Annotated in this window: 24 protein-coding genes; 15 read left to right on the top strand and 9 right to left on the bottom strand. The window is 72.3% G+C overall.

Annotation, left to right across the window (positions count from 1 at the left end):
- Positions 1-127 precede the first annotated feature (127 nt).
- Positions 128-886 (top strand): alpha/beta hydrolase, encoded by a 759-nt coding sequence (locus tag AB0O15_RS33715; RefSeq protein ID WP_364327099.1) that lies wholly within the window; start codon positions 128-130, stop codon positions 884-886.
- A gap of 16 nt (positions 887-902) precedes the next feature.
- Here AB0O15_RS33715 and AB0O15_RS33710 read toward each other — a convergent pair whose 3' ends face one another.
- A complete protein-coding gene (locus AB0O15_RS33710) occupies positions 903-1,052 on the bottom strand; it encodes a hypothetical protein (protein WP_364327096.1) in 150 nt (49 codons plus the stop codon).
- Positions 1,053-1,156: 104 nt separating this feature from the next.
- On the opposite strand from AB0O15_RS33710, the gene AB0O15_RS33705 reads away from it, so the two are divergent.
- Complete coding sequence (locus AB0O15_RS33705) at positions 1,157-1,603, top strand: hypothetical protein (RefSeq protein ID WP_364327093.1); 447 nt, start codon at positions 1,157-1,159, stop codon at positions 1,601-1,603.
- Positions 1,604-1,618: 15 nt separating this feature from the next.
- On the opposite strand, the gene AB0O15_RS33700 is transcribed toward AB0O15_RS33705, so the two are convergent.
- Positions 1,619-1,894 carry a hypothetical protein gene (locus AB0O15_RS33700; RefSeq protein WP_364327090.1) on the bottom strand — a complete coding sequence of 92 codons (276 nt, stop codon included), beginning with the start codon at positions 1,892-1,894 and terminating at the stop codon, positions 1,619-1,621.
- Between the two features lie 62 nt (positions 1,895-1,956).
- Between AB0O15_RS33700 and AB0O15_RS33695 the strand changes: the two genes are divergently transcribed.
- Entirely contained in the window at positions 1,957-2,376 is a 420-nt protein-coding gene (locus AB0O15_RS33695; RefSeq protein WP_364327088.1) for a hypothetical protein, read from the top strand.
- 93 nt (positions 2,377-2,469) lie between these two features.
- On the opposite strand, the gene AB0O15_RS33690 is transcribed toward AB0O15_RS33695, so the two are convergent.
- The gene (locus AB0O15_RS33690) at positions 2,470-3,579 is read right to left on the bottom strand and encodes an epoxide hydrolase family protein (protein WP_364327301.1); all 1,110 of its coding nucleotides are present in this window, start codon (positions 3,577-3,579) and stop codon (positions 2,470-2,472) included.
- Between the two features lie 118 nt (positions 3,580-3,697).
- Between AB0O15_RS33690 and AB0O15_RS33685 the strand changes: the two genes are divergently transcribed.
- The 5 genes from AB0O15_RS33685 (at position 3,698) to AB0O15_RS33665 (ending at position 9,697) form a co-directional block, all read left to right on the top strand.
- Complete coding sequence (locus AB0O15_RS33685; protein WP_364327085.1) at positions 3,698-4,318, top strand: helix-turn-helix domain-containing protein; 621 nt, start codon at positions 3,698-3,700, stop codon at positions 4,316-4,318.
- A 67-nt stretch (positions 4,319-4,385) separates the two neighbouring features.
- Positions 4,386-4,967, top strand: a complete 582-nt coding sequence (locus AB0O15_RS33680) for a dihydrofolate reductase family protein (RefSeq protein ID WP_364327083.1) — start codon at positions 4,386-4,388, stop codon at positions 4,965-4,967.
- 241 nt (positions 4,968-5,208) lie between these two features.
- Positions 5,209-6,519 (top strand): endo-1,4-beta-xylanase, encoded by a 1,311-nt coding sequence (locus AB0O15_RS33675; RefSeq protein ID WP_364327080.1) that lies wholly within the window; start codon positions 5,209-5,211, stop codon positions 6,517-6,519.
- A 119-nt stretch (positions 6,520-6,638) separates the two neighbouring features.
- Positions 6,639-8,144 (top strand): ricin-type beta-trefoil lectin domain protein, encoded by a 1,506-nt coding sequence (locus tag AB0O15_RS33670; protein WP_364327299.1) that lies wholly within the window; start codon positions 6,639-6,641, stop codon positions 8,142-8,144.
- Positions 8,141-9,697: a glycoside hydrolase 43 family protein gene (locus AB0O15_RS33665; RefSeq protein WP_364327077.1), complete on the top strand. Its 1,557-nt coding sequence runs from the start codon at positions 8,141-8,143 to the stop codon at positions 9,695-9,697. Before AB0O15_RS33670 ends, AB0O15_RS33665 begins: the two co-directional genes overlap by 4 nt.
- Before the next feature lie 124 nt (positions 9,698-9,821).
- Here the strand turns inward: AB0O15_RS33665 and AB0O15_RS33660 are convergent, their stop codons facing one another.
- The gene (locus tag AB0O15_RS33660) at positions 9,822-10,421 is read right to left on the bottom strand and encodes a hypothetical protein (RefSeq protein ID WP_364327074.1); all 600 of its coding nucleotides are present in this window, start codon (positions 10,419-10,421) and stop codon (positions 9,822-9,824) included.
- A gap of 82 nt (positions 10,422-10,503) precedes the next feature.
- Here AB0O15_RS33660 and AB0O15_RS33655 point away from each other — a divergent pair, with 82 nt between their 5' ends.
- From AB0O15_RS33655 to AB0O15_RS33635, 5 genes are read left to right on the top strand one after another with little or no spacing between them, the layout of a single operon-like run.
- Positions 10,504-12,939 (top strand): Hsp70 family protein, encoded by a 2,436-nt coding sequence (locus AB0O15_RS33655; protein WP_364327071.1) that lies wholly within the window; start codon positions 10,504-10,506, stop codon positions 12,937-12,939.
- On the top strand, positions 12,936-14,792 hold the full coding sequence (locus AB0O15_RS33650) for a dynamin family protein (protein ID WP_364327068.1): 1,857 nt from the start codon (positions 12,936-12,938) through the stop codon (positions 14,790-14,792). Before AB0O15_RS33655 ends, AB0O15_RS33650 begins: the two co-directional genes overlap by 4 nt.
- Before the next feature lie 37 nt (positions 14,793-14,829).
- Positions 14,830-15,717, top strand: a complete 888-nt coding sequence (locus AB0O15_RS33645; RefSeq protein ID WP_364327065.1) for a C39 family peptidase — start codon at positions 14,830-14,832, stop codon at positions 15,715-15,717.
- On the top strand, positions 15,714-16,199 hold the full coding sequence (grpE, locus tag AB0O15_RS33640) for a nucleotide exchange factor GrpE (RefSeq protein ID WP_364327062.1): 486 nt from the start codon (positions 15,714-15,716) through the stop codon (positions 16,197-16,199). Before AB0O15_RS33645 ends, grpE begins: the two co-directional genes overlap by 4 nt.
- Positions 16,196-17,674: a dynamin family protein gene (locus AB0O15_RS33635; protein ID WP_364327059.1), complete on the top strand. Its 1,479-nt coding sequence runs from the start codon at positions 16,196-16,198 to the stop codon at positions 17,672-17,674. The genes grpE and AB0O15_RS33635 overlap by 4 nt, the downstream gene beginning before the upstream one ends.
- Before the next feature lie 11 nt (positions 17,675-17,685).
- Here AB0O15_RS33635 and AB0O15_RS33630 read toward each other — a convergent pair whose 3' ends face one another.
- Positions 17,686-18,228 carry a sigma-70 family RNA polymerase sigma factor gene (locus tag AB0O15_RS33630; protein WP_364327057.1) on the bottom strand — a complete coding sequence of 181 codons (543 nt, stop codon included), beginning with the start codon at positions 18,226-18,228 and terminating at the stop codon, positions 17,686-17,688.
- A gap of 226 nt (positions 18,229-18,454) precedes the next feature.
- Between AB0O15_RS33630 and AB0O15_RS33625 the strand changes: the two genes are divergently transcribed.
- On the top strand, positions 18,455-18,712 hold the full coding sequence (locus tag AB0O15_RS33625) for a hypothetical protein (RefSeq protein WP_364327054.1): 258 nt from the start codon (positions 18,455-18,457) through the stop codon (positions 18,710-18,712).
- 95 nt (positions 18,713-18,807) lie between these two features.
- Positions 18,808-19,257, top strand: a complete 450-nt coding sequence (locus AB0O15_RS33620) for an RICIN domain-containing protein (protein ID WP_364327051.1) — start codon at positions 18,808-18,810, stop codon at positions 19,255-19,257.
- Positions 19,258-19,278: 21 nt separating this feature from the next.
- Here AB0O15_RS33620 and AB0O15_RS33615 read toward each other — a convergent pair whose 3' ends face one another.
- From AB0O15_RS33615 to AB0O15_RS33600, 4 genes are all read right to left on the bottom strand, one after another.
- Complete coding sequence (locus AB0O15_RS33615; protein WP_364327048.1) at positions 19,279-19,839, bottom strand: hypothetical protein; 561 nt, start codon at positions 19,837-19,839, stop codon at positions 19,279-19,281.
- 71 nt (positions 19,840-19,910) lie between these two features.
- Complete coding sequence (locus tag AB0O15_RS33610) at positions 19,911-20,474, bottom strand: DUF3455 domain-containing protein (RefSeq protein ID WP_364327045.1); 564 nt, start codon at positions 20,472-20,474, stop codon at positions 19,911-19,913.
- Positions 20,475-20,507: 33 nt separating this feature from the next.
- Positions 20,508-21,746, bottom strand: coding sequence for an amidohydrolase family protein (locus tag AB0O15_RS33605; RefSeq protein WP_364327042.1), 1,239 nt, complete (start codon positions 21,744-21,746; stop codon positions 20,508-20,510).
- Positions 21,743-23,476: a CocE/NonD family hydrolase gene (locus AB0O15_RS33600; RefSeq protein WP_364327039.1), complete on the bottom strand. Its 1,734-nt coding sequence runs from the start codon at positions 23,474-23,476 to the stop codon at positions 21,743-21,745. Before AB0O15_RS33600 ends, AB0O15_RS33605 begins: the two co-directional genes overlap by 4 nt.
- Positions 23,477-23,482 lie beyond the last annotated feature (6 nt).

Raw genomic sequence — 23,482 nt, 5'->3', positions numbered from 1 at the left:
TTCCACGCCACCATGACAGCCGGTCCGGGTCACAGCGACGAGGTGATCCGGCTGCTGCTGGCCGCGCCGTCACTGTCGCACCCGGAATGCGTCGTGTTCCTGGTCGGCCGGTCCGCCGGCAACCACGATGCCGCTGACCGTCCTGCGTCCCGCGGCGCCGGCCGCCTCGGCGCCGTGCGTCTACTGGATCCACGGCGGCGGCATGGTCATGGGCAACCGGTACTCGCAACTGGACATCCCGCTCGACTGGCTGAGCGACCTCGGCGCCGTCGTGGTCTCGGTGGACTACCGGCTGGCCCCCGAAGCGCGGGGCACCGCCCTGGTCGACGACTGCTATCTCGGCCTGACCTGGACGCTGGAGCACGCGACCGAGCTCGGCATCGACCCGCGGCGCGTCGTCGTGGCCGGCGTCAGCGCGGGCGGCGGCCTCGCCGCCGGGATCACCCTGATGGCCCGTGACCGTGGCGGCCCGGCGATCGCCGGCCAGGTGCTCATCGGGCCGATGCTCGACCACCGCAACCGGAGCGCGTCGAGCCGCCAGTTCGCCGGCGAGCCGGGCGTCTGGACCCGCGCGATGAACGAGTTCGGCTGGCGGTCCGTGCTCGACGGCATCGAGGGCGACGTTCCCGTGTATGTGTCACCCGCGCTCGCCGCCGACCTCTCCGATCTGCCGCCCGCCTACATCGACGCCGGCTCGGCCGAGGTCTTCCGCGACGAGGACGTCGCCCACGCGTACCGGATCTGGGCCGCCGGCGGGCGCGCCGAACTGCACATCTGGGACGGCGGCTTCCACGGCTTCGACGCCCTGTTCCCGGCCGCCCCGATCTCGGCCGGCGCCCGCCGTACCCGTACCGCATGGTTGAGCCGCCTGCTGTCCACCACCTGAACCACCTCGGTCGTGATCAACGGCGGTCGTCCGGGAAACGCTCCAGTTCGTCACGAGCCCGCTGGAGGGCCGCGAACAGCTCGGGACTGCGCTCGCCGAGCTCGGTGAGGTCACCGCGAAGGTGCAGCGACTGGGTCCACAACACCGACCGGCCCTGCTCGAGCATCTGGAATCCATGATGTGCACCTGCGACGCCGACCACCCCCACCGCCCGGAGGGTCGGCCCGGCTGCGGCGCCTACTGGACGTTGACCATCTCGGCCGTACCGCGGTGAACGATCCAGCGGCAACCGGCCACGCCACCGGGAGCCGGTTCAGCATCGCAGCGGGACCCGGCCCGGCGACGCTCGACGATCTGCGCCGGGTCCAGCACCGGGACCGGTTGCTGCGTACCGAGCTGCCGCGGGTCCGGGAGGCGGCAACGGCCTGGCGCAACGGCCTCGGCGCGCTGCTCACGGCCCTGATCGGCTTCAGCCTGATCAAGGGCCGGGCGGACGTCGGCCAGCTCGCCGCGGTCGGCGCCACCTGGAACGGCCCGGAGAAGCCCAAGCCGGCGTTGCGGGTCACCACGCCCGCCGGGGTCGCCTGCGGCGCCGTCGTGCGGCTCACCCGGGGCACCGTGGTGCTGAAGACCAAGGCCGGCGAGGTCACGAACGATCTGACCACCGCAATATCCGTCCAGCCGGTCGACAAGTGCCCCGAACCGGCCACCGGATGAGCCGTCTTCCAAGGCCTAGGTGCCCGGCGGGGCGGTCAGGCGGCGGACCGCTTCGACCACGGCGGCGCGGCGGCGGCCCGGCTCGACCAGGTCGAGGAATTCCGGTTCGCGCAGCTGCCACATGTTGGCCAGGGCCAGCACGAGCGCGAGGATCTCGCCCGCCGCGATGTGGTCGGTGACGACGCCCCGGCTCTGGGCCTGAGCGATCGCCGCGACCTTGTCGGCCATCGCGGCGGTGGTCGAGGCCCGCCGGGCGGCCGGCTCGCCCCGCTCGAGCTGATACCAGGCCACGAAGCGCAGCACGCCGGGGTGAGCCAGGCCGGCGTCGCAGAGCCGGCGAGCTGACCGACCTGATGAGCGAACAGAAGTACCGGCCGATGGGCGCCTACGCGAAATCGAAGCGGGCCAACATCGTGTTCACCGTCGAACTCGCGCGCCGGCTGGCCGGCACCCCGATGACCGCGGTCGCCGTGCACCCGGGCGCGGCCCTGACCAACCTTCAGCAACACTCCCAGGGCCTGGCCGCCCGGCTGCTCATGCCGCTGCTCGGGCGGCTGGCGATGGGCTCACCCGAGGGCGCGGCCTGGCCCTCGCTCTGTGCCGCGACCAGCCCCGCGGTGGAGAGCGGCGCCTTCATCGGACCGGCCGGGCGCCGGCAGGACTCCGGCCCGCCCAGGCCGGCCCGCCTGCCCCGCGGCGCCGACCACCGGGCCACCGGGGCCGCCCTGTGGCGTGACAGCGAGCGCCTCACCGGCATCCCGTTCATCGTCTGATGAGCTCCCCGCGGATCGCGCTCGGCGACGACATTCGGCAACGTGTGCCACCGCGGCGGCCCGCCCATCACGGCCGGCCGGCGCACCGCTTCGTCACGCGAGGGTACGGAAGAAGGCGGTGACGTCCTCGGCGAAGAGGCCGGGCTGCTCCGCCGGCAGGAAGTTGCCGCCGGCCGGCAGTTCGGTCCAGTGGGTGACCGGGTTGTCCCGCTCGGCGAAACGGCGGACGGTGATGTCGGTGACGCCGAGCGCGACGCCGAGCGGAACCGTCGACTTCTCCTTCGGCGCCCAGGCGCCCGGGTCGTGTGCGGTCTCCCAGTAGAGGTTGGCCGACGAGCCGGCGGTGCCGGTGAACCAGTAGAGGCTCACGTTGGTCAGCAGCAGGTCGCGGTCGACGGCGTCGTCGGGCAGCTCGGCGGAGGGGTCGGTCCATTCCTTGAACTTCTCGACGATCCAGGCGAGCTGACCCACCGGCGAGTCGTGCAGCCCGAACGCGAGCGTCTGCGGCCGGGTCGACTGGATGGCGTTGAAGCCCATCCTGTCGTCGCGGAACTCCTGGAGCCGGCGCAGCCGGTCCTGTTCGGCGCCGGTGAGGCCGTCGAAGTCGGCGGGGACGCCGGACGGGAAGGTGAGGTGGCCGTTGACGTGGATCCCGATCACCCGGTCGGGCGCCTGCCGGCCCATCTCGACGGCGATCCCGGCGCCGCCGCCGGTGCCCTGGACGCCGTACCGGTCGTAGCCGAGCCGGGCCATGATCTCGTTGAGGGCGGCCGCGCTCCGGGTGGTGTTCCAGCCGGCGTCGGTGAGCGGGCCGGAGAACGCGACGCCCGGGTTGCTGACCAGGACCAGGTGGAAGTGCTCGCGCAGCGCCTCGACGACCGGCAGGTAGAGCGCGAACGAGCCGGGCCAGTCGTGGCTGATCAGCAGCGGTGTCGCGGCCGGGTCGGCCGAGCGGAGGTGCGCGAAGTGCACGGTCTGCCCGTCGACCTCGGTGACGAACTGGGGCAGGCGGTTGAGGGCGGTCTCGGCGGCGCGCCAGTCGTACCCCTCGGCCCAGTAGGTGGCGAGGTCGCGCAGGTAGTCGACGGGGACGCCGCGGGTCCAGCCCTGGCCGGGGATCTCCGGGGTCCAGCGGGTGCGCATCAGTCGATCGTGCAGGTCATCGAGCTCGGCCTGCGGGATGGCGATCTGGAACGGGCGGATCTCGCTCACAACACACTCCTCTGCGTACGGAACGGAATGGTCTGTTCCGGTCGAGATTCAGCCTAGCATCATCTGACGCGGAGCGGAATACTTCGTTCCGTTCGGCTATTCTGGCGCCATGCCCAGCCCGACATCCGGCCGTGCCCAGCAGGCGATCCGCAACCACGAGGCGATCCTGGCCGCCGCCCGCGAGGTCTTCCTGGCCGACCCCCGCGCCCCGATCTCGGCCGTCGCCGAACGCGCCGGTGTCGGCATCAGCGCCCTCTACCGCCGCTACCCGAGCAAGGAAGACCTCCTGCGCACCCTCTGCCACGACGGCCTGCGCACCTACCTCGCCGAGGCCGAGCACGCCGCCGGGAACCCGGACGGATGGGCCGCCTTCGAGACCTTCCTGCGCGGCGTGGTCAGCGCCGACGTCCACTCCCTCACCGTGCACCTGGCCGGCACGTTCACCCCGACCGACGAGATGAACGCCGACGCCGTACGCGCGGGCGAACTCGCCGAGGCCCTGTTCCAGCGCGCCCACCCCGCCATGCGCGCCGACGCCACCAGCGGCGACCTGGCCATGCTGCTCGAGATGTGCGCGGCGATCCGGGTGCCCGATCCCGGGCGCACCACGCAGCTGCGGCAGCGCTACCTGACGATCCTGCTCGACGGGCTCCGCACCGGAAGCACCCCCGCGGCCGCGGCGCCGACGCCCGCCGAGCTCAACCTGCGCTGGCGGCAATCAACCGGGTGACCGCGTGTCGGATCGGGCCGCCCCGGTTCGTGGAAGGGGTGACCGAGAAACAAGGAAGGGAACTGACATGACTGCTGTCTACACCTGGGACGTGTTCTCCACGCTCGACGGATACGGCTCCTACACCGAGGACGCCGACTGGGGCGGCTACTGGAGCAAGCAGGGTCCCGAACTGCTCGCACACCGGGCCTCGCTGTTCGATCCCGAGCCGCGGATGGTCTTCGGCGCCACCACCTTCCGGGAGACCGCCGAGATCATGACCTCGGGCATCGATCCCCTCTCCCTGGACGAGTGGAACGTCCGGACGATGCGCGCGCCGGCCACGGTGATCTCGTCCACGCTGACCGACACGCTGGGCTGGCCGGACGCAACCATCGTCAGCGGCGACGCGGTGGACATCGTCACCCGCCTCAAGACCGAGTCGGACGTCCCGCTGCGCTCGCCGGCCAGCCTGTCGCTGAACTGGGCGTTGATGGCCGCCGGGCTGGTCGACCGGCTGCAGGTGACGATCTTCCCGGTGGTCTCCGGCCGCACCGGGACCAGCCCGATCCTCGGCGGCGCGGACGACTTCGACCTGGAACTGCTGGAGAGCCGCACGCTCGACGGCGGCACCCTGGAGGTCGTCTACCGCCCCACCCTCCGGTCGTGAAACCGTAATCGGCGTTCCCACATTCACCCCTGAAAAACCGTTACGGAGACCTGCCGCCCGAGGTCGTCGCGGGTCAGGAGCCCTGGTCAGAGCGATATGGCGCCGATCCGGCCGAGCGGATCGGCGCCCGCGCCGGACGGCGCCCTTGTTGTGCTTTCCGGAAACTTCTTGGCAACATTGGTGACTCTCGATGGGAGCGCTCCCAACGACGTCCCTCGCGCCCACGACCAAAGGATCACCCATGCCTCGCAAGTTCCTGGCCGCGGCGGCCGCCCTGGCCGTCGCCACGGCCGGCATCGCCGTCGCCGGCAATGCCTGGGCCGCCACCACGCTCGGCGCCTCGGCGGCACAGACCGGTCGCTACTACGGCGCCGCCATCGCGGCCGGCCGGCTCGGCGACTCGACCTACACCCGCATCCTGTCCACCGAGTTCAACGCGGTCACCCCCGAGAACGAGATGAAGTGGGACGCCACCGAGCCCCAGCAGGGCCGGTTCACCTACACCAACGGCGACCGCATCCTGGCCCAGGGCCAGGCGATCGGCGCCAAGGTCCGCGGGCACGCCCTGCTCTGGCACGCCCAGCAACCCGGCTGGGCCCAGGGCATGTCCGGCTCGGCCCTGCGCAACGCGGCCATCAACCACGTCACCCAGGTCGCCACCCACTACCGCGGCAAGATCTACGCCTGGGACGTCGTCAACGAGGCGTTCGCCGACGGCGGCAGCGGCGGCCGCCGCGACTCCAACCTGCAGCGCACCGGCAACGACTGGATCGAAGCCGCGTTCCGCGCCGCACGGGCCGCCGACCCGAACGCCAAGCTCTGCTACAACGACTACAACACCGACGGGATCAACGCCAAGAGCACCGGCATCTACAACATGGTCCGCGACTTCAAGTCCCGCGGCGTCCCGATCGACTGCGTCGGCCTGCAGTCCCACCTGGGCACCACGATCGACTCCACCTATCAGCAGAACATCCAGCGCTTCGCCGACCTCGGCGTCGACGTCCAGATCACCGAACTCGACGTCCAGCAGGGCGGCAACCAGGCGAACATCTACGCCACCGTGACCCGCGCCTGCCTGGCCGTCTCCCGCTGCACCGGCATCACGGTCTGGGGCATCCGCGACAGCGACTCCTGGCGCAGCGACAACCCCCTGCTGTTCGACGGCAACGGCAACAAGAAGGCCGCGTACACCTCGGTCCTGAACGCTCTGAACGCCGGCGGCACCACCCCCGACCCCGACCCGGAGCCCGAGCCTGAGCCCGAGCCCGGCGCGGGTTGCACCGCGACGCTCACCCCGAACGCCTGGACCGGCGGCTACACCACCAGCGTGCGGGTGAACGCCGGCGGCAGCGCGCTCACCGGCTGGACGGTCAGCGTGTCGCTGCCCTCCGGCGGCACGATCACCAACGCCTGGAACGCGACCGTCTCCGGCAGCACCTTCACCAACGTCGGCTACAACGGCCGGGTCCCGGCCGGCGGCACCACCGAGTTCGGCTTCCAGGGCACCGGCGCCCCGCCCACCGCGACGCCCGTCTGCCAAGGGAGCTGACCGTGCGGACGTGGAAGGCCCTCATCGCGGCGGGGGTGCTGCTGTTCTCGGGCATCCCCGCGGCCGTCGGCGCCCCCGCCGCGCACGCCCTCGAGAACGGGGTCGCCCGCACCCCGCCGATGGGCTGGAACAGCTGGAACACCTTCGGCTGCAACATCAACGAGACCCTGATCCGGCAGATGGCCGACGCGATCGTCAGCAGCGGGATGCGGGACCTGGGTTACCGGTACGTGGTCGTGGACGACTGCTGGTTCAACCCGAACCGCGACTCGGCCGGGAACCTGCAGGGCGATCCCGGCCGGTTCCCGAGCGGGATGAAGGCGCTCGGTGACCACCTGCACGGCAAGGGCCTGAAGTTCGGCATCTACCAGGGCCCGCTGGACCGCACCTGCGCCCAGTACTTCGGCAGCTACCCCGGCGCGACCGGAAGCCTCAACCACGAGACCCAGGACGCCCGGCAGTTCGCCGCCTGGGGTGTGGACTACCTGAAGTACGACTGGTGCTCCCCCACCGGCACCATCGACGACCAGGTGCGGACCTTCGCCAAGATGCGTGACGCGCTCGCGGCGACCGGCCGGCCGATCGTCTACAGCATCAACTCCAACAGCGTGCACGCCAAGACCGGCCCGCAGCGCGACTGGGGCGACGTGGCCAACCTGTGGCGCACCACCGAGGACATCACCAACGCCTGGGACACCGGCCAGTCCAACGGGTACCCGATGGGCATCCAGAACATCGTCAACGTGACCGTGCCGCTGGCCGGCTACGCCGCCCCCGGTGGGTTCAACGACCCGGACATGATGGAGGTCGGCCGGGGCGGCATGACCGACACCGAGATGCGCAGCCACTTCGCGCTGTGGGCGATGCTGGCCGCGCCACTGATCGCCGGCAATGACATCCGGTCGATGAACGCGGCCACCCAGACAATCCTGAAGAACCAGGACCTGATCGCGATCAACCAGGACAGCCTCGGGTTGCAGGCGACCCAGGTGTCGAACGACGGCACCCGCCGGGTGCTGGCCAAGCGGCTCGCCGACGGCGACGTGGCGGTCGCCCTGTTCAACCAGGGCAGCGGCGCCACCACGATCTCGACCACCGCGGCCGCGGTGGGCAAGAGCGGCAACTCCTTCACCCTGCGCGAGGCGTGGACCGGCGCCACCAGCGGCAGCACCAGCGCCATCGCCGCGAGCGTGCCGGGGCACGGCACCGTCGTCTACCGGGTCAGCGGCGGCGCCACCACCCCGCCGCCGAGCGGCGCCGCCCTGGTCAGCGCCGCGTCCGGGCGCTGCCTGGACGTGCCGGACGGCGCGACGGCGAACGGCACCCAGCCGGTCATCTGGGACTGCAACGGCGGCGCCAACCAGCGCTGGACCGTGACCGGCCCGACCATCCAGGCGCTCGGCAAGTGCCTCGACGCCCCGCTCAACGCCGGCGCGGGCGCGAAGGCGCAGCTCTGGGACTGCAACGGCGGCAGCAATCAGCAGTGGACGATCAACTCCGACGGCACCGTCCGCGCCGCCGCCTCCGGGCTGTGCCTGGACGTCGACCGCAACCTGACCGCCAACGGCACCGCCGTGCTGCTGTGGACCTGCACCGCCGCCGCCAATCAGAGGTGGTCGCGGTGAAGCTCTGGATCGCCGCGGTGCTCGCCCTGGTCATCGGCGGCGCGGCCCCGGCCGCACCGTCCACGTTCAGCAATCCGGTGGTGTGGCAGGACTTCGCCGACGGCGACATCATCCGGGTCGGTGACGTCTACTACTACTCGGCGTCGACCATGCACTACTCGCCGGGCGCGCCGGTCCTGCGCTCCTACGACCTGGTGAACTGGGAGTACGCCGGACACTCCGTGCCCCGGCTCGACTTCGACTCGAGCGCCTACGACCTGACCGGCGGGCGGGCGTACGTCAAAGGCATCTGGGCCTCGGCGTTCAACTACCGGCCGGCCCGCAACACCTACTACTGGCTGGGCTGCACCGAGTTCAACCGCACCTACGTCTACACCTCGGCCTCGGCCGGGAGCGGCTGGAGCAAGAAGGCCCGCATCAACAAGTGTTACTACGACGCCGGGCTGCTCTTCGACAATGACACCCCCTACGTCGCGTACGGCAACGGCACCATCAGCGTCGCCCAGCTCTCCCCCGACCTGACCGCGGAGGTGCGCTCGCAGGCGGTCTATCAGACGCCGGCGAGCATCGGCACGCTCGAAGGCGCGCGGATGTACAAGCGGGGCAACTACTACTACATCTGGCTGACCCGCCCGGCCAACGGTCAGTACGTGCTGCGGTCGACCAGCCCGTGGGGCCCGTACGAGCAACGGCAGGTCCTGCTCGACCTGCCCGGTCCGATCACCGGCGGCGGCGTCCCGCACCAGGGCGGGCTGGTGCAGACCCAGAACGGCGACTGGTGGTACATGGCCTTCACCGACGCGTACCCGGGCGGGCGCATGCCCACCCTCGCCCCGATCACCTGGAGCGGCGACGGGTGGCCGGTCCTGCAGACCGTCAACGGCCGCTGGGGGGCCAGCTATGCCCGGCCGAACCTGCCGTGGCACCCGCTGGCGCCGATGACCGGCGCCGACTCGTTCCCCGGCGGCACGCTCGGCCCGCAGTACGAGTGGAACCACAACCCCGACACGACGAAGTTCAGCGTGAACAACGGGCTGACCCTGTCGACCGCCACCGTCACCAACGATCTCTACGCCGCGCGCAACACCCTGACCCGTCGCATCCAAGGCCCGTCCTCGACCGCCACGGTGCAGCTCGACCACTCGGCCATGGCCAACGGGGACCGGGCCGGCCTGGCCATGCTGCGCGACTCCTCGGCGTGGATCGGCCTCCGCAAGGACAACGGCGTCACCCGGGTCTCGATGACCGACGGGCTGACCATGTCTGCCAACGGCTGGTCCACCACCGGGACCGGCGCCGAACGAGCCGGCGCCACGGTCGGCGGCGGGCCGATCTGGTTGCGGGTCAGCGCCGACATCCGGCCGGGCTCCGGCCGCACCGCCACCTTCTCCTACAGCACGAACGGGAGCACGTTCACCACGCTGGGGCCGGCCTTCCCGCTGACCAACGACTGGCGGTTCTTCATGGGCTACCGATTCGGCCTGTTCAACCACGCCACCCAGGCCCTGGGCGGTTCGGTCCGGGCCGGCCAGTTCACCGTCAGCACTCCCTGACCGTCTCCACGACCTGACCACCTCTACGACTGGCTCAGTCCGGCGGCCCGGGCCATGTGCGCGGCGTGCGAGCTGGGCCAGTCTGGGTCGGACCGGCCCAGCTCCTCCTCGTGCCGGCCGGGCCTCAGATCGCGTGGCCGATGGCCTTCTCGTAGTCCGTCACCGCCTCGTCGGCGGCCTCGGAGACCGCCTGCGGCAGCTTGTCGTCCCCGGCGATGTAGTGCAGCAGCGTTTCCGGCCGGTGCGGCGCTCCCGTGTCGTCGGTCGGCCAGGGCTCACCCGGGTAGGCGGTGGTCCAGAGGCCGGCCGCCGACTCGGCGACCGCCCGGTTGGTGTAGGCCAGGGCCGTGGCGACCAAATCGGTGCCCTGAGGCTGGATGTCGCGGAACCGCGGGGGGATCTCGACCGGCGCCGGCTCGGCGCCGGGTTCGGCCGCGGGCCGCCACCCGCCGGCCGCGGTGTCGTCACGTTCGGCGTCGAAGGCCTGCTCACCGGTGGTGGCGTCGTAACCGATGACCTTGTCGGCCCGGCCGTCGCCGTCCACGTCGGCGGCCAGGATGACGAGGTCCTCATCCTGCTGGACGGCGGTGTCGGGGCCGCCGCCCGGGATCGCGTCGAGGACGGCGGGACCCAGGTCGAACACCTGCGGGTCGGCGCCGGTCGTCTCGATGGTGATGTGCGCTTCCGGTTCGGGCCAGTCGTCGTTGGTCACGTGGTCGCTCATGAACGTTGGAGTGCCCGGATCGTCGCGATGTTCCCGGGAACATTGTCCGGGCCCGGGGCATCAGACCTGAGAACGAGTGGGGGTGCGGGTGGTTTCGGAGTGGGATCTCGGCGTCGATTTCGGCACGTCGAACACGGCTGCCGCCTACCGGTCGGGTGCTGCGCCGGCCCAGGTGGTCCGGCTGTCCTCGGCGGCCGACCAGGTGACCTCCGCGGTGCTGATGACCCCGGCGGGAGAGCTCAAGGCGGGCGCCGAGGCGGTGTCCTGGGCGATGGTGCACCCGGAAGGCTTCGAGCCCAGTCCCAAGGCGCTGCTGCACGAGGTCGGCGGCGGTCAGACCTGGCTGGGCGACCACGACGTGCAGGTGGCCGACCTGATCGCCGCGGTGCTCACCATGGTTTTGCGGCGCGGTCAGGAGCTGGCCGGTCCCACCCCGCCGGCCCGGCTGTTCCTGACCCACCCGGCCGCGTGGTCGGCGACGCTGACCGACGTCCTGGTCGAGGCCGCGCGCCGGGCCCGGATCGTCGCGGACCCGGCGCAGGTCACGCTGGTGCCGGAGCCGGTCGCGGCCGCGACCCGCTATGTGCTCCGGCGCGGGCGTCCGCTGCCGGCCGGGTCGGTGGTCGCGGTGTGTGACCTGGGCGGGGGTACGACGGACGTCGCGCTCCTGCGGGCCGACGAGCCCGGCCGGGCGCGCTGGACGGTGCTGGCCGAGCGTGGCGCCCGGGTCGGCGGGAACCTGTTCGACTCGCGGATGCGCGCCTGGGTGGACGAGCAGTTGCGGGCGCGCGGCCGCGACGACCTGCTTGCCGCCCTCGCCGACCCGGCCAACCTGGCCGCGGTGCTGACGCTGCGGGAACTGATCCGGGGCGCGAAGCACACCCTGTCGGACGGCGCGACCGTGGCACCCGTGGCGATCGCCGCGGCCGGGCTGCAGGACGTGCTCATGGTGACCGCGAGCGATCTGAGCGCCCTGATCGCCGGCGAGGTCGACCAGGTCGCCGGGCTGCTCACGGCCGCGCTGGCGGATGCGGGGCTGGAGCGTGGCGACGTCGCGGCGCTCTATCTCACCGGCGGCACCAGTCACGTCCCGCAGGTCCAGTCGAGGCTGGCCGCGGTGCTGGACCGGCCGGCCGAGCCGTACGAGGACGACCCCAAGACGGTGACCCCGCTCGGCGCCCTGGACAGCACCGCCCTGTCGCGCCCCGCGCCGAGACCCCCGCCGCGCGGGCCGGCGCCCTCACGGTCGCTGACCCCGCTGGCGCCCCGGCTGCGCCTGCGCTCCGGCGTGGTGGCGGCGGCCTTCGCCCGGATCAGGGGCGAGGCGCTGACCGGCGACGGCCGGGCCGTCCTCACCGCCCGCTACCCGCGGGGGCGGGTCCGGGCGGCGATCGAGTTCTGGCCCGACCAGGGGCAGTGGCAGGTGTTCGACAACGACCCGCTGCTGTTCGCCCGGCACGTGATGAAGGGGCCGGTCGACGCGGTGGAAACGCCGCGCCCGCCCGGCCTGCGGCACGCCGCGCTGGTCCGCTCCGGCGCCGGCGGGGCCGAGGCGCTGTCATTGCTGTGCCGGGTCCCGCACGGCCACCTCGTCTACGGCGGGTCACCGGCGCTCGTCACCGGGACCGGGTTGCGCGATCACCTGGTGGCGCTGACCGACGGCGCCCTTACGGTCGCGGCCGACCCGCTCGGCCTGACCTCCGGCGACGCCGGCCGGCCCGGATGGTTGCTGGTGCCACCCGGCTTCGAGAGCGTGCGGGAGAAGCTGGTGCAACGCCTGTACGCCGCGCCCGGCGAGCTGTTCGGCAGCATGCAGGCCCGGTTCGTCACGCCCGGCCCGGCGCGGGACCCCGCGGCGTGGGCGCGTGAGCTGGCGCTCGCCGGCGACGGCGCCCGGCTGATCGTCGAGCAGGAGATCCGCTCGGCGACCGCGGCGTGGCGGTGCTGCCTGTCCGAGTCGGCCGCGACCTTGTCGTTCGCCGGTGTCACGGTCCGTCCCGACGGCGCCGTCCTGGTGTCCCTCGACCTGGTGAAGTCGGCGCGTCCCGACCGGCGGCCGAAAGCGGATCCGGTGACCGCCTTCGCCGCCTGCCTGGACGCGGTCGAGGTGGCCGGCGACCCGCCGCCGCGGCCCGGCCCGGCCCGGGACGACACCCGCCTCGACCGGCGGGTGTACGGCCACGCCGACGAGGTGTACGGCTGGCTGCGGCGGACCGTCGCGGAGATGTTCGGCGGCCGGTTCATGGACCGGCCGTGCGGGTACCGGTTCGTCGACCACGACCGGCGGTGCGTCGTCCAGGTCGCCATCCCGCGCGCCGCGGTCCACGGTTCCTTCATCGTCGTGCCGGTCGGCTCCGACCATGGCCGGCCGATGAGCGATGTCGTCTTCCACGCCGAAGTCGTCCGTACGGCCGTCGCGCTGAAGCCGAACCCGGCGCACGCCGGAACTCAGGTCGCCGGGATGAAACAGGCCGTCTGGCAGCGTCTCACCCAGTCGTTCGAGGTGGTCGCCCCGTGAGCCCGGCCGGTGACCGCATCCGCCTGCCCGCGGAGGTCGCCCCCGCCTACCTCAGTGGCTTCCGGCTGCTCGCGAAGCACGACCGCGGCGCGGCGAGTGTTCTCACCACGCTGGCCGGCCGCCCGCTCAACCCACCGTCGGTCGTGGTCGTCGGTGAGGTCAAACGCGGCAAGAGCAGCCTGGTCAACGGGCTGCTGGGCCACGACGGGCTGTCACCCGTCGGCGTCGAGGTCACCACCGCCGCGTTCCTGCGCGTCGTCGCGCCGTCCGAGCGGCTGCCGGTCGGCCGGGCCGAGATCGTGCTGTCCGACGGCTCCGTCCGCGAGGTCTCGGCGCAGGCGGCGGCGCGGGCGGTGGACGACCGGACGGCCGACGCGTTCCTGCGTGCGGAACGGCTGGAGGCGATCGTGGTCGGGGCGGTCGTCGCCGCGGCCGGCCGTCATCTGCCCGGCGTACCCATCGTCGACACACCGGGCATCGGCGGCCTGGTCGCGGCGCACGCGCAGGTCTCCCGTCTGGCGGCCGGCGACGCCGGCGTCCTGCTCTTCGTCTGTGACGCCGGGCAGATCCTCACCGCGCCCGAACTGGCCTTCCTCACCGACGTCGCGGCCGGCGCCGACGCCGTCGTCCTCGCGCTGACCAAGACCGACCGGTTCCCGCGCTGGCGGGAGACCCTCGACGAGGACCGGCGGTTGCTGGACCGGCACGCGCCACGCCTGTCCGACGTGCCGATCGTGCCGGTCTCGGCCGCCCTGGCGGCGGCCGCCGAGCGCCTGCCGGCGGAGCAGCGCGATGCGCTGGAGGCGGCCGGGAACCTTCCGGCGCTGGCCGAGACCCTGCTGCGGGCGTTGGATCAGCGGCGGCAGCAGCGGACCCGGGCCCTGATGACCGACCTCGACCTGGCGCTCGGCAAGGTGGCCGAGCGCGTCGGCGAGCGCCTCGTCGTGCTGAGCGATCCGGCCGCGGCGGCCGGTGCGAACGACGCCGACCGCGAGAAGCTGCGGGCCCTGACCGTCACCCGGGAACGCGCGCAGGCCGACCTGGAACGCGACCTCGGCCGGGTCCGCCGCGTCCTGGCGAACGAGATCGACACCGCGATCACCGAGCTCCAGGCACGGTGGGAGGCCGACCTGGCCCGGGAGAACAACGGGCATCAGGAGCAGGTCGCCCGCCGGTACGTGGCCCGGCTCGACAGCGAGCTGATCGCCCTGGCCGAGGAGCAGGGACAGCGCATCCGCTCGGCGATCGCCGCGGTGGCCGGCCTCCGGCTGGACGAGGAGCAGGCCGACGTCGTCATGACCTTCGTGCCCGCGCTGCGGGTACGCGCCGCGCTGCCACCCGCGCCGTCACCGTCCGGGCCGCTGACGCAGAAGAACGCCACCCTCGTGCAGCAGATCTCCGGCCTGGCCCGGAGCCTGACCATCGGCATCGCCAACCCGCTGATGATCCCGCTCGTGCTGGGACTGGGCGGCGGGGCGCTGTGGATGTCGGTGCGGACGATCAGCGCGCAGGAGGGCCGCCGGACGTTGACGACCATGGTCACCCAGACGCTGCACCGGGCCCGCAACGACCTCACCGCGGCCGTCGACGACGCGATCCGCGAGACCAGGCCGGAGATCATCGTCGCGTACCGCAGGCATCTGGAGACCGTGACCCGGCAGACGCAGGAGCGGATCGCCGACCGGGACCGCCTGGCGAAGACCTCGCGGGACGGCCGGCAGTCCGAGCTGGCCGCCGTCGAGCACCACCTGGCCGCCATCGCCGACGGCCGCCGCCAGATCGCGGCGGTGTTGTCGGCGCCGATCGCGGCGTCACCGGGAACATCGCCGCCGCGGCCCGCATCGAATCCATGACCACCTCGGTCGAGCCGACGACTTCGGGAGCAACGAGATGAGTGACCCGCACATGACGGACGACGGCCCGGACGACCAGTTCGAGTTCGACGTCACCCAGGCGCCCCACCCGGAGGACCCGTTCACGCCGGCCGACGAGCCGGTCGCCGTGGTGGAGGACGTGGACGGCGCCGCGACGGACGGCTTCGTCGTCCAGGACGGCCAGCTGATCGGCGACCCGGTCGGCGACTCGCAGCACTGGTTCGAGCAGGCGGCGAACGGTTTCTGCGTGCCCTCCAGCGTGGCCCAGGTCGTCTCGGCGTTCACCGGCCGGCACTTCGCCGACGAACAGGATTTCGTCCAGGCCGCGAACGAGCTCAACGTGTTCACCGTCGGCCCGGACGGCGTTCCCAGCATGGACGTCCAGGGCGCACAGACCCTGCTCGACGCGGCCGGGGTGCCGTCGCACATCGAGGTGAGCGACCTGGACGGGCTGGCCGACCACCTCGCCGACGGCCACAAGATCATCCTGGCCATCGACAGCGGCGAGGTCTGGGGCACCGACACGCCGGGCGTCGAGGACCAGGCACCCGATCACGCCGTCGTCCTCACCGGCATCGACGTCGTCAACGGCACGGCCATCCTCTCCGACCCCGGTTCGCCGGACGGCAATCTGGAGACGGTGCCGCTGGACGTCCTGGCCGACGCCTGGGCCGACTCCGGCAACACCATGGTCGTCACCGACACCGCCCCGCCGGCCGACGGTGGAGCCGGCCTGCCGGTGCCTGGCGCCGAGCCCGAAACGGTGCTGGGGGCGTCTCTGGTGCCCCCGGAGCCGGGCGTGCTGGACGGCATCGGGAAGTTCATCGGCGATCACCCGGTGGTGCTGGTCCCGGTGGTGGTGGGGCTCGGAATGATGGCGTCGAAGGCGTCCAACCGGAAATGATCGACGTCGTGGTGGATCTCTGGCCGTACGCCGTGACCGGCGTCCTCGGCCTCGGCCTCGGCGTGCTGGCCGGCGTCGTCCTCGGCCGGGCCACGGCCCGGGGCGCCACGACCGTCGCCCCGGCGGCGCCCGCTCCGCCGCCGGTCGCCCCCGCGCCTCCCGCCCCGGCGCCGGCGCGGGCCGTCCCCGCCGACGCTCGCACCGATCACCTGGTGAGAGGCCTGATCACCGCCCACGATCTGGCCGTCCAGTTCCGGGCGACCAGCGTCGAGACCCACGTGACGACGGTCCTCGTCCGGGCCGGCGTACGGCAGCTCACGGCAACCGCGCGGGAAACCTTCGACGCGACCGTCCACGAAGCCGTCGGCGCCGAGCCCGGCGGCGCCGGCGGCCACGGCCCCGTGGTGCTCCGCCAGGTCCGGCCGGGCTGGGCCGACGACCACGCCGTGCTCCGGCCGGTGCAGGTGGTGGTCGCACGATGACGCCCTCCTCCGGCCGGGCCGCCGTGCCGGTCGGCCGGTCCGCGGTGCTGCTCGATCGGGTCGCCCGGCTCGCCGACGACCTGCGGCAAGCCGGCGACGAGACCCTCGAGCCGGTCCTCGACGCCGTCGCGGCGGCGCTGACCGAGCCGCTGCGGGTCGCCGTCGTCGGTGTGGTCAAGGCCGGGAAGTCGACCCTGGTCAACGCGCTCATCGGACGTGACGTGGCGCCGACCGCCGTCGGCGAGTGCACGTCCATGGTCACCTGGTACTGCTTCGGCGAACCGAGCTCGCTGACCGTGCACCTGCGCGACGGCCACACGCTGAGCCGGCCGCTGCCCGGCGACCGGGTGCCCGCCGACGTCGGCGTCCCGGCCGAACAGGTCGCCCGGCTCGAAGTGCGGATCAAGGCGCCGGCGCTGCGGCAGATGACCCTGATCGACACTCCCGGCCTGTCCACCCTGACCCGGGCCAACGACGCGGCCACCCGCCTCGCCCTGCTCGGCGACGCGTCCTCACGTGCCTCGACCTCGGAGGCGGACGCCGTCCTGTTCGCCTTCCGGGACGCGGAACGCGAGTCCGACATCGGCTTCCTGCGGGCCTTCCGCGACGCCGGCGGCGGGGTCGGCGGGGTCGTCAACGCCCTGGGCGTCCTCACCCAGGCCGACCTGTTCGGGTCGGGCCCGTGGAGCGGCGAGGACCCGTTCGCCCTGGCCGCGGCGGAAGCCCGCCGGCTGGCCGAACGCCACCCCGGCGAGCTGGTCGACGTGGTCCCGGTGTCCGGGCTCCTCGCCCAGACCGCGCAGACGGGAGCACTGAACGAGGCCGACGCCCGCGCCCTGGCCGCCCTGCGCGACCTCGACCCGGCCCTGCTGCAGGTCTGGGAGCAGGCCGGGCTGCCCGGCACGGTCCGGCCGGCCGAGGTGCGCCGGCTGTTCGACCTGCTGGGTCCGTACGGCGTCACGGCCGGCCGGAATCACGCCGGCGACGGCCTGGCCGCGCTGTGGCCGTGGGTCGCGGCGACCTCCGGGCTCAGCGGCGTGGAGGCGGCGATCCGGGACCGGCTGGTTCAGCGCAGCGGCGTCCTCAAGGTCGCCCGGACGATGGCCCGGCTCGAGGCGGCGACCGCACCCGGCCGGTCGGCCGGCGATCACGGACGGGCCCGGGAGCTGATCGAGGCGGCCCGCGTGGACCCCGTCCTGCACCCGCTGCGCGAGCTGGCGATGCTGCACCAGATCAGCCGGGAGCACCCGGCCAGCCCGCTGCGGTCCGACCTCGAACGTCTGGTGTCGGCCGCCGACGACCGTGAACGGGTGGGGCTGGCGCCCGGGGTGGCCGGGACCGAACTCGCCGCGGCGGCGCAACGCCTCGCCGGACAGGCCCGCGCCCGGGCGGCGTCGCCGGAGCACCCGGTCGAGGCCGACGCCGCGCGGGTGCTGGTCCGCTCGTACCACCTCGTGGCCGGACGAGCCCGATGACGACGCCACGGTCAGCGCGGCGGGACCGCCTCCGGAACACCGAGGGCGGCGGCCACCGCGCGGCGGGCGCGGTTGAGGCGGCTCTTCACCGTCTGCACCCCGATGTCCTGGTGCGCGGCGATCTCCTCGTAGGTGAGATCGGCGTACTCGCGCAGCACGAACGCCACCCGGAAGTCGTCGGGCAGCAGACGCACCGCGGCGGCGATCCGGTCCGCCTCGTCGACCGCCGCGTACGCGTCGACCTCGACCGGGCGATCCAGCACATGATCCTCGGCCGGGGTGTCCCGGCGGCGGCGCACCAGCGCCAGCGCGGCGTTGGCCGCGATGCGGTGCAGCCAGGTGCCGAACCGCGACTCGGCGCGGAAGCCACCCAGGTTGCGCCAGGCCGCGGTGAGCGCGTCCTGCAGCGCGTCGTCGGCGTCGTCGCGGTCGGCGGCGATCCGCAGGCACACCGCCCACACCCGGTTCCGGTACGGCGTCACGAGATCGGCGAAAGCGCGCGCGTCGCCGGCGGCCGCCCGCGCGAGCAGGACCGTCTCGTGCTCACCGCCCATCGGCCCGCCCCCCTCGTCGTGATCAGCCTACGGGGCTGTGAGCAGGGCGAACGTGTAATGGACGGGCACAGCTGGCCGACCGAACGTTTGTCCGGGTGCAACTTCCGGCCCCGGTACCCGGCCACCGGTACGACCCCGGAAGCGTGTATCCCGGCGCGGGCGAGGCGTAGAGTTTTCACGTACCGGCCGGCCTGCGGCGTCGGTGCGGAGGGCAGGTGACGACGCGATGACTGGCCCGGTTGCCGAGGACGCGATGGCGATCGTCGTACCCCCCGTGGTCTGGCATGCCGCCCTGGCGAACGCGATCGACCCGGCGAACGGCGCCGACGACCGCGCGCTCGCCGAGCTGATCCCGCCGCCCGAGATCCCGGCCCTCGATCCCCTGCCGCTCGACGACGACCTCGTCCTGGAGACGGCCCCCTGGGATCCGGCCGACGACGACTGGCCCGATCACGTCCTCGACCCCGAGCCCGATCAGGACTGACGTCCGACCGGAAATCCACTGTGGATTTACGGTGATCGCGATGAAAGACTCCGGTCATGACATCGAAGAAAGTGATTGCCATCCTGACTGCCGTCATGATCGCACTTACGGGGGTCTTCACGTTCGGAACCTCGCCCGCCTCCGCGGCGGCGCCGAAACCCGTCCAGGTCGATCTGGCCTTCTACCAGTTCGTGCACGGCCAGACCGGCAAGTGCCTGGAGGGCAGCGTGTCGGTCGGCATCCGGCTCGGCACCTGCGCCACCGACAACTCCTACCAGCTGTACCTGTTCGAGCCCGCCGGGTGGTCAACGTTGGCGAGCCCGCACGAATACTGCGTGGAGGCAGCCGCCAGCGTCGGTGTCCGCCCGGGCACCTGCACCCCCGACAACAGGTACCAGCAGTGGCGGTACTACCCCGCGACCGCCCAGCTCCAACACCTGCAGAGCTTGCTGTGCCTGGAGGCCTCGGCCAGCGTCGGCGTCCGGCTGGGCACCTGCAGCCCCAGCAACGCCAACAACACCTACCAGCAGTGGTACCTCAACTGACGCTCTTGTCCTGAACGCGGTTCACCGCCGTCCGGCCACCCTGCGCCGGACGGCGGCTACGCGGGCGTCCCGGGTCAGCGGATCGGCCGGAAGGCGGCCCGGATCTCGATGAAGGCTCGCGCCCGTGGAAGACCCGGGTCCACCCCCCGGTGGCTGTCTCGGCGTGGGCGCCCGTGTCTTCCCGAGGATCATCCGGTACGCGAACACGGCGAACGACAGACTGCCGAGCAGGATCATCGCCAGCGGGATCAGGTCGCCGACGCTGGGCACGTCGTTGCGGAACAGCAGGTGGTCGCCCTCGGGCGTGCGAGCGCCGGCCGCGAAGACCATCACCACGCTCCACAGCCCCCAGGGCACACTGACCGCCCACCGCCGCCGGGTGGTGTGCAGCGCGAACCAGGCCAGCACCCAGTTCACCGCAACCGCGAAGACGACCGAGGCGCCGATCGGCGCCCCGGCCACCCGCAACGGCGTCAGGTAGAGCTCGACCACGGCGGTGACCAGGGTCGCGACCACCGTCACGCCCAGCCCGCCGGCCCGGATCACCCAGCGGTCGTCCGGGTCACTCGCCACGATGGTCATTTTCCACGCACATCGAACGCGGCGTCCGGCCGGGAATGCGGGCTCAGCCCGGCCGAACGCGGCGCGTGAGGTCAGTTGCCCCAGAAGATGTAGTTGGCGTTGTAGGGGACGCTGGTCTTCTGGCCGTCGGTGCAGGCGGTGGACGGAGCGACGCCACCGAAGGTGTTCATCCGCTGGATGTGCGTCACGGTGCTGAGGAAACCCTGACCGGAATGCGTCTTGACCTCGAGCAGCAACTCGGGGATGGCCCCGGGGACCGGTGAGTTGGCCACCGGGGCGGCGGTGATCAGCGAACCGTCCGACTCGGACTGCCAGGTCGGGCCGCCGAAGTGGTGGATCTTGCGGTTCGCGCCGTCGAACAGGCGGGCCTCGGGCACCGACGAGCCGGTGAACTTCCCACCCGTGCAGGTGTAGGTCTGTGTGCCGCTGCCGACCACGAACTGGCCGAGGATCTTCAGGCCGGCCGGCGGCTGGAGCGACGGGGCTTCGGCAGCGGAAGCCTGGTAGGTGACCGCCGAGACGCCGACCGTGACGAGGGCGGCGACAGCGAAGGCGATCTTCCGTTTCAACGTGAGCATGACCACGGATACGCGGGCCGGGACGTCACGGATGGGCACTTCCCAGAAGTACCTCATTTTGTTGCCCTCGGGGTGCACGCTCAGGGGAGGTCAGCCCTTCACCCGGGCGCCGGCCTGCCAGACCGCGGTGATGCGGGACGGGTCCGCGAGCAGCGAGATGTCGCGCAGCGGATCGCCGTCGACGATGACGATGTCCGCGTCGAAGCCGCTTCGCAGCAGGCCGGAGCGGGGCGCCTGCCGGCCCAGGGTGGCGGGACCGTTGGCGGTGGCGGCTTCGATCACGTCCAGCGCGTCCATGCCGATGTCGTTGAGCAACGCCGCCTCCCGCCCGTGACGCCCCCAGGCGGCGGGGGCGTCGCCGCTGCTCTGGATGTCCGTACCCATCGCGATCCGCACCCCGGCCTGGTGGGCGCGAGCGATGTTGGTCCGGTGGACCTCGGCGATGCCGGCAAGCTTGCGGGCCGCGTACGGCGGGAGCCCGCCGTCGTCGAGCAGCTCCCGGATGATGGTGAGGGTGGGTACCAGGATCGCGCCGGTTTCGCGCATCGCCGCGCAGACTTCGTCGTCGAGGTAGCTGCCGTGCTCGATGGTGAGCACGCCCGCCTCCAGCGCCGCCATGATCCCCGGCTTGCCGTGACAGTGCGCCGCGACACCCCGTTCGGCCAGCCCGGCGATCTCCACGATGGTACGCAGTTCCCGGCCGGTGAATTCCTGGTGGATCGGATCGTCGATGACGCTGAGCACGCCACCGGACGCACACACCTTGATGATCCGGGCGTTGCGGCGAAGCTGTTCACGCACCGCTTTCGCGCATTCGGCCTCGCCATCGGCCAACCGGAACTCGGTGCCCATCCGGGCGCAGTCGTCGATCCATCCGCTGGGCAGGCTGTGGATGTCGCCGTGGCCGCCGGTGGCGGACAGGATTGAGCCCGCGGCGTAGATCGCCGGGCCCGGCAGGTGGCCCTCGGCGACGACCGGGGCGAGTTGCAACCCCATTCCGCCGAGCTCACGGATGCTCGTGACGCCGGCGTCGAGGGCACGGCGCAGACCCGGTACGCCCCGGGCGGCCCGCGTCGCCGGATGCTCCTGAACCAGCAGGGCGGAATCGAAGGTGCCCGGACGGCCGCCCTTGACGTGCGTGTGACAGTCCCACATTCCCGGCATGACGGTGCGGGCCCGCACCGGCGCGACCGCCGAGGCGTCGATCGGTGCACCGTCGCGCGGACCCGCGTAGGCGATGACGGGGCCGTCGATGACGACGACACCGTCGCGGACGGGCGTACCACGGCCGGGGATCAGAAGATCCGCCTCGATGCGCTGCGTACTCATCTGGGCCTCGCGATCACCGGTAGCGTCAGCCGGCTGGGATGGGCCGGTCCATGGAAGATCTGGTTGCGGGCGACCTGGGTGCCGGTCATGGACGCGATGGTTCCGCCGCTGTTGGTGTTGCGGTCGTACCGCGGGAAGTTGCTGCTGGACACCTCGAGCCGGATGCGGTGCCCGGGACCGAAGACGTTCGATGTCACGCCCATGTCGATCGTGGCCTCGACGATCTGGCCGGGTTCCAGCGGCCGGGGCCGGCTCGTGCCGGCCCGGTACCCCAACCGGCACAGGCCTTCGCAGAGGATGATGGCGCGACCGTCGGGGAAGACGTCGACGAGTTTGCCGGTGACGTCGGTGTCCACCGCCGTCGAGGACATGTGCACGGTGAGGGCGACGTGGCCGGTGAGCTCCAGCGGTTCCGCGAGGAATTCGCTGGTGTAGCAGAGCACGTCGTCGCGACGTTCCACGTCGGCCTGATCGGCCGGGCCGGCGAGTCCGTCGACGCCGAGGGTCGGCCCGCCCACGGTCGGGACCGGGTCGAGTGGATCGTAGAAGAACGAGTCGCCGAGATCCTCGGCGGCGGGGCTCGTACGCAGCTGTCCGTCTCCCTCCGAGCTGTTGGCCCGTCCCGCGCTCCCCAGGAAGTAGTCGTCGTACCGGGTGTCGGGCAGCGGCCAGTCGTCCTCGTCGCGCCACCGGTCCGGACCCATGACGAAGATGCGTACCCGCGCACCTTGGTCGGCCTCGGCCCGGCCTCGCACCCACCGGTCGAAGAACCGCAGATGGGCCCGCGTCATCGCCGCCGCCTTGACGGACCCCGCGAGGCCGAACCAGCGGTCGGGGAAGACCCCCAGGTCGGCGCCGTCGCCGTGGCCCCATGGGCCGATGATGAGTTGCTGGCCTTCCCGGGCCGGCACGCTGCCGCCGGCACGGCGCATCGTGGTGTAAGAGCGGACGACTTCTCGCGCGAACACGTCGTACCAGCCGGTCACGTTCAGCGCCGGAACAGTGATCGCCGAGCTGCGATCCAACGAGTTCATGGGCTTCCAGTACGCGTCCGGGCCGGGATGGGCGAGCATCTCGCCGAGCCAGGGCAGGCCTCGGAGAAGGGCGCCCCGGTCACCGAGAGGCAACGAATACAGGGTGTCGGGGTCCTCGAGCGCGGCCCGGATCTCGGCCACGTCCCGCGGGTCGGCCGGTCCGGTGTTCCCTTGACGCGACAGGTTGGCCATGGCCATGCGGGCCGACCAGTTGAACAACGTGCTCTGCGACACCGCACCCGGAGTCGGGTACCAGGCCCGGTAGACGTCCGCCGAGGTCATCATGGGAGCGATCGCGCGCAGCGCCGGCGGCGCCTGCGTTGCCGCCTGCCACTGCGGGAAGCCCATGTACGAAGCGCCCCACATCCCCGTGCGGCCGTCGCACCACGCCTGGTCGGCGATCCACGCCAGCGTGTCGACGGTGTCGCTCTGGTCGAAGCGGTGCGGTTCCATCAGCCCCGGGGACTGCCCGGTGCCGCGCACATCCTGGACGACGACCAGATAATCGTTGTCGACCAGGGTGCGGATGTCGGGCAGCTTCGGGTTGCCCAGGTGGGCGGTGGACGTTCTTCCGTACGGCGTGCGAGCGAGCAGGACCGGCCACGGACCCGATCCAGCCGGTCGCCAGAGATCGGTCGCCAGCGTGACGCCATCGCGCATCGGCACGGCGACGTCGGTGTCGATGCACAGGCCCATCTGGTT

Source organism: Actinoplanes sp. NPDC089786 (assembly GCF_040684855.1).
Lineage (GTDB): Bacteria > Actinomycetota > Actinomycetes > Mycobacteriales > Micromonosporaceae > Actinoplanes.
The sequence above is the reverse complement of the archived record's forward strand: the minus strand, read 5'-3'. Positions and strand labels throughout refer to the sequence as shown.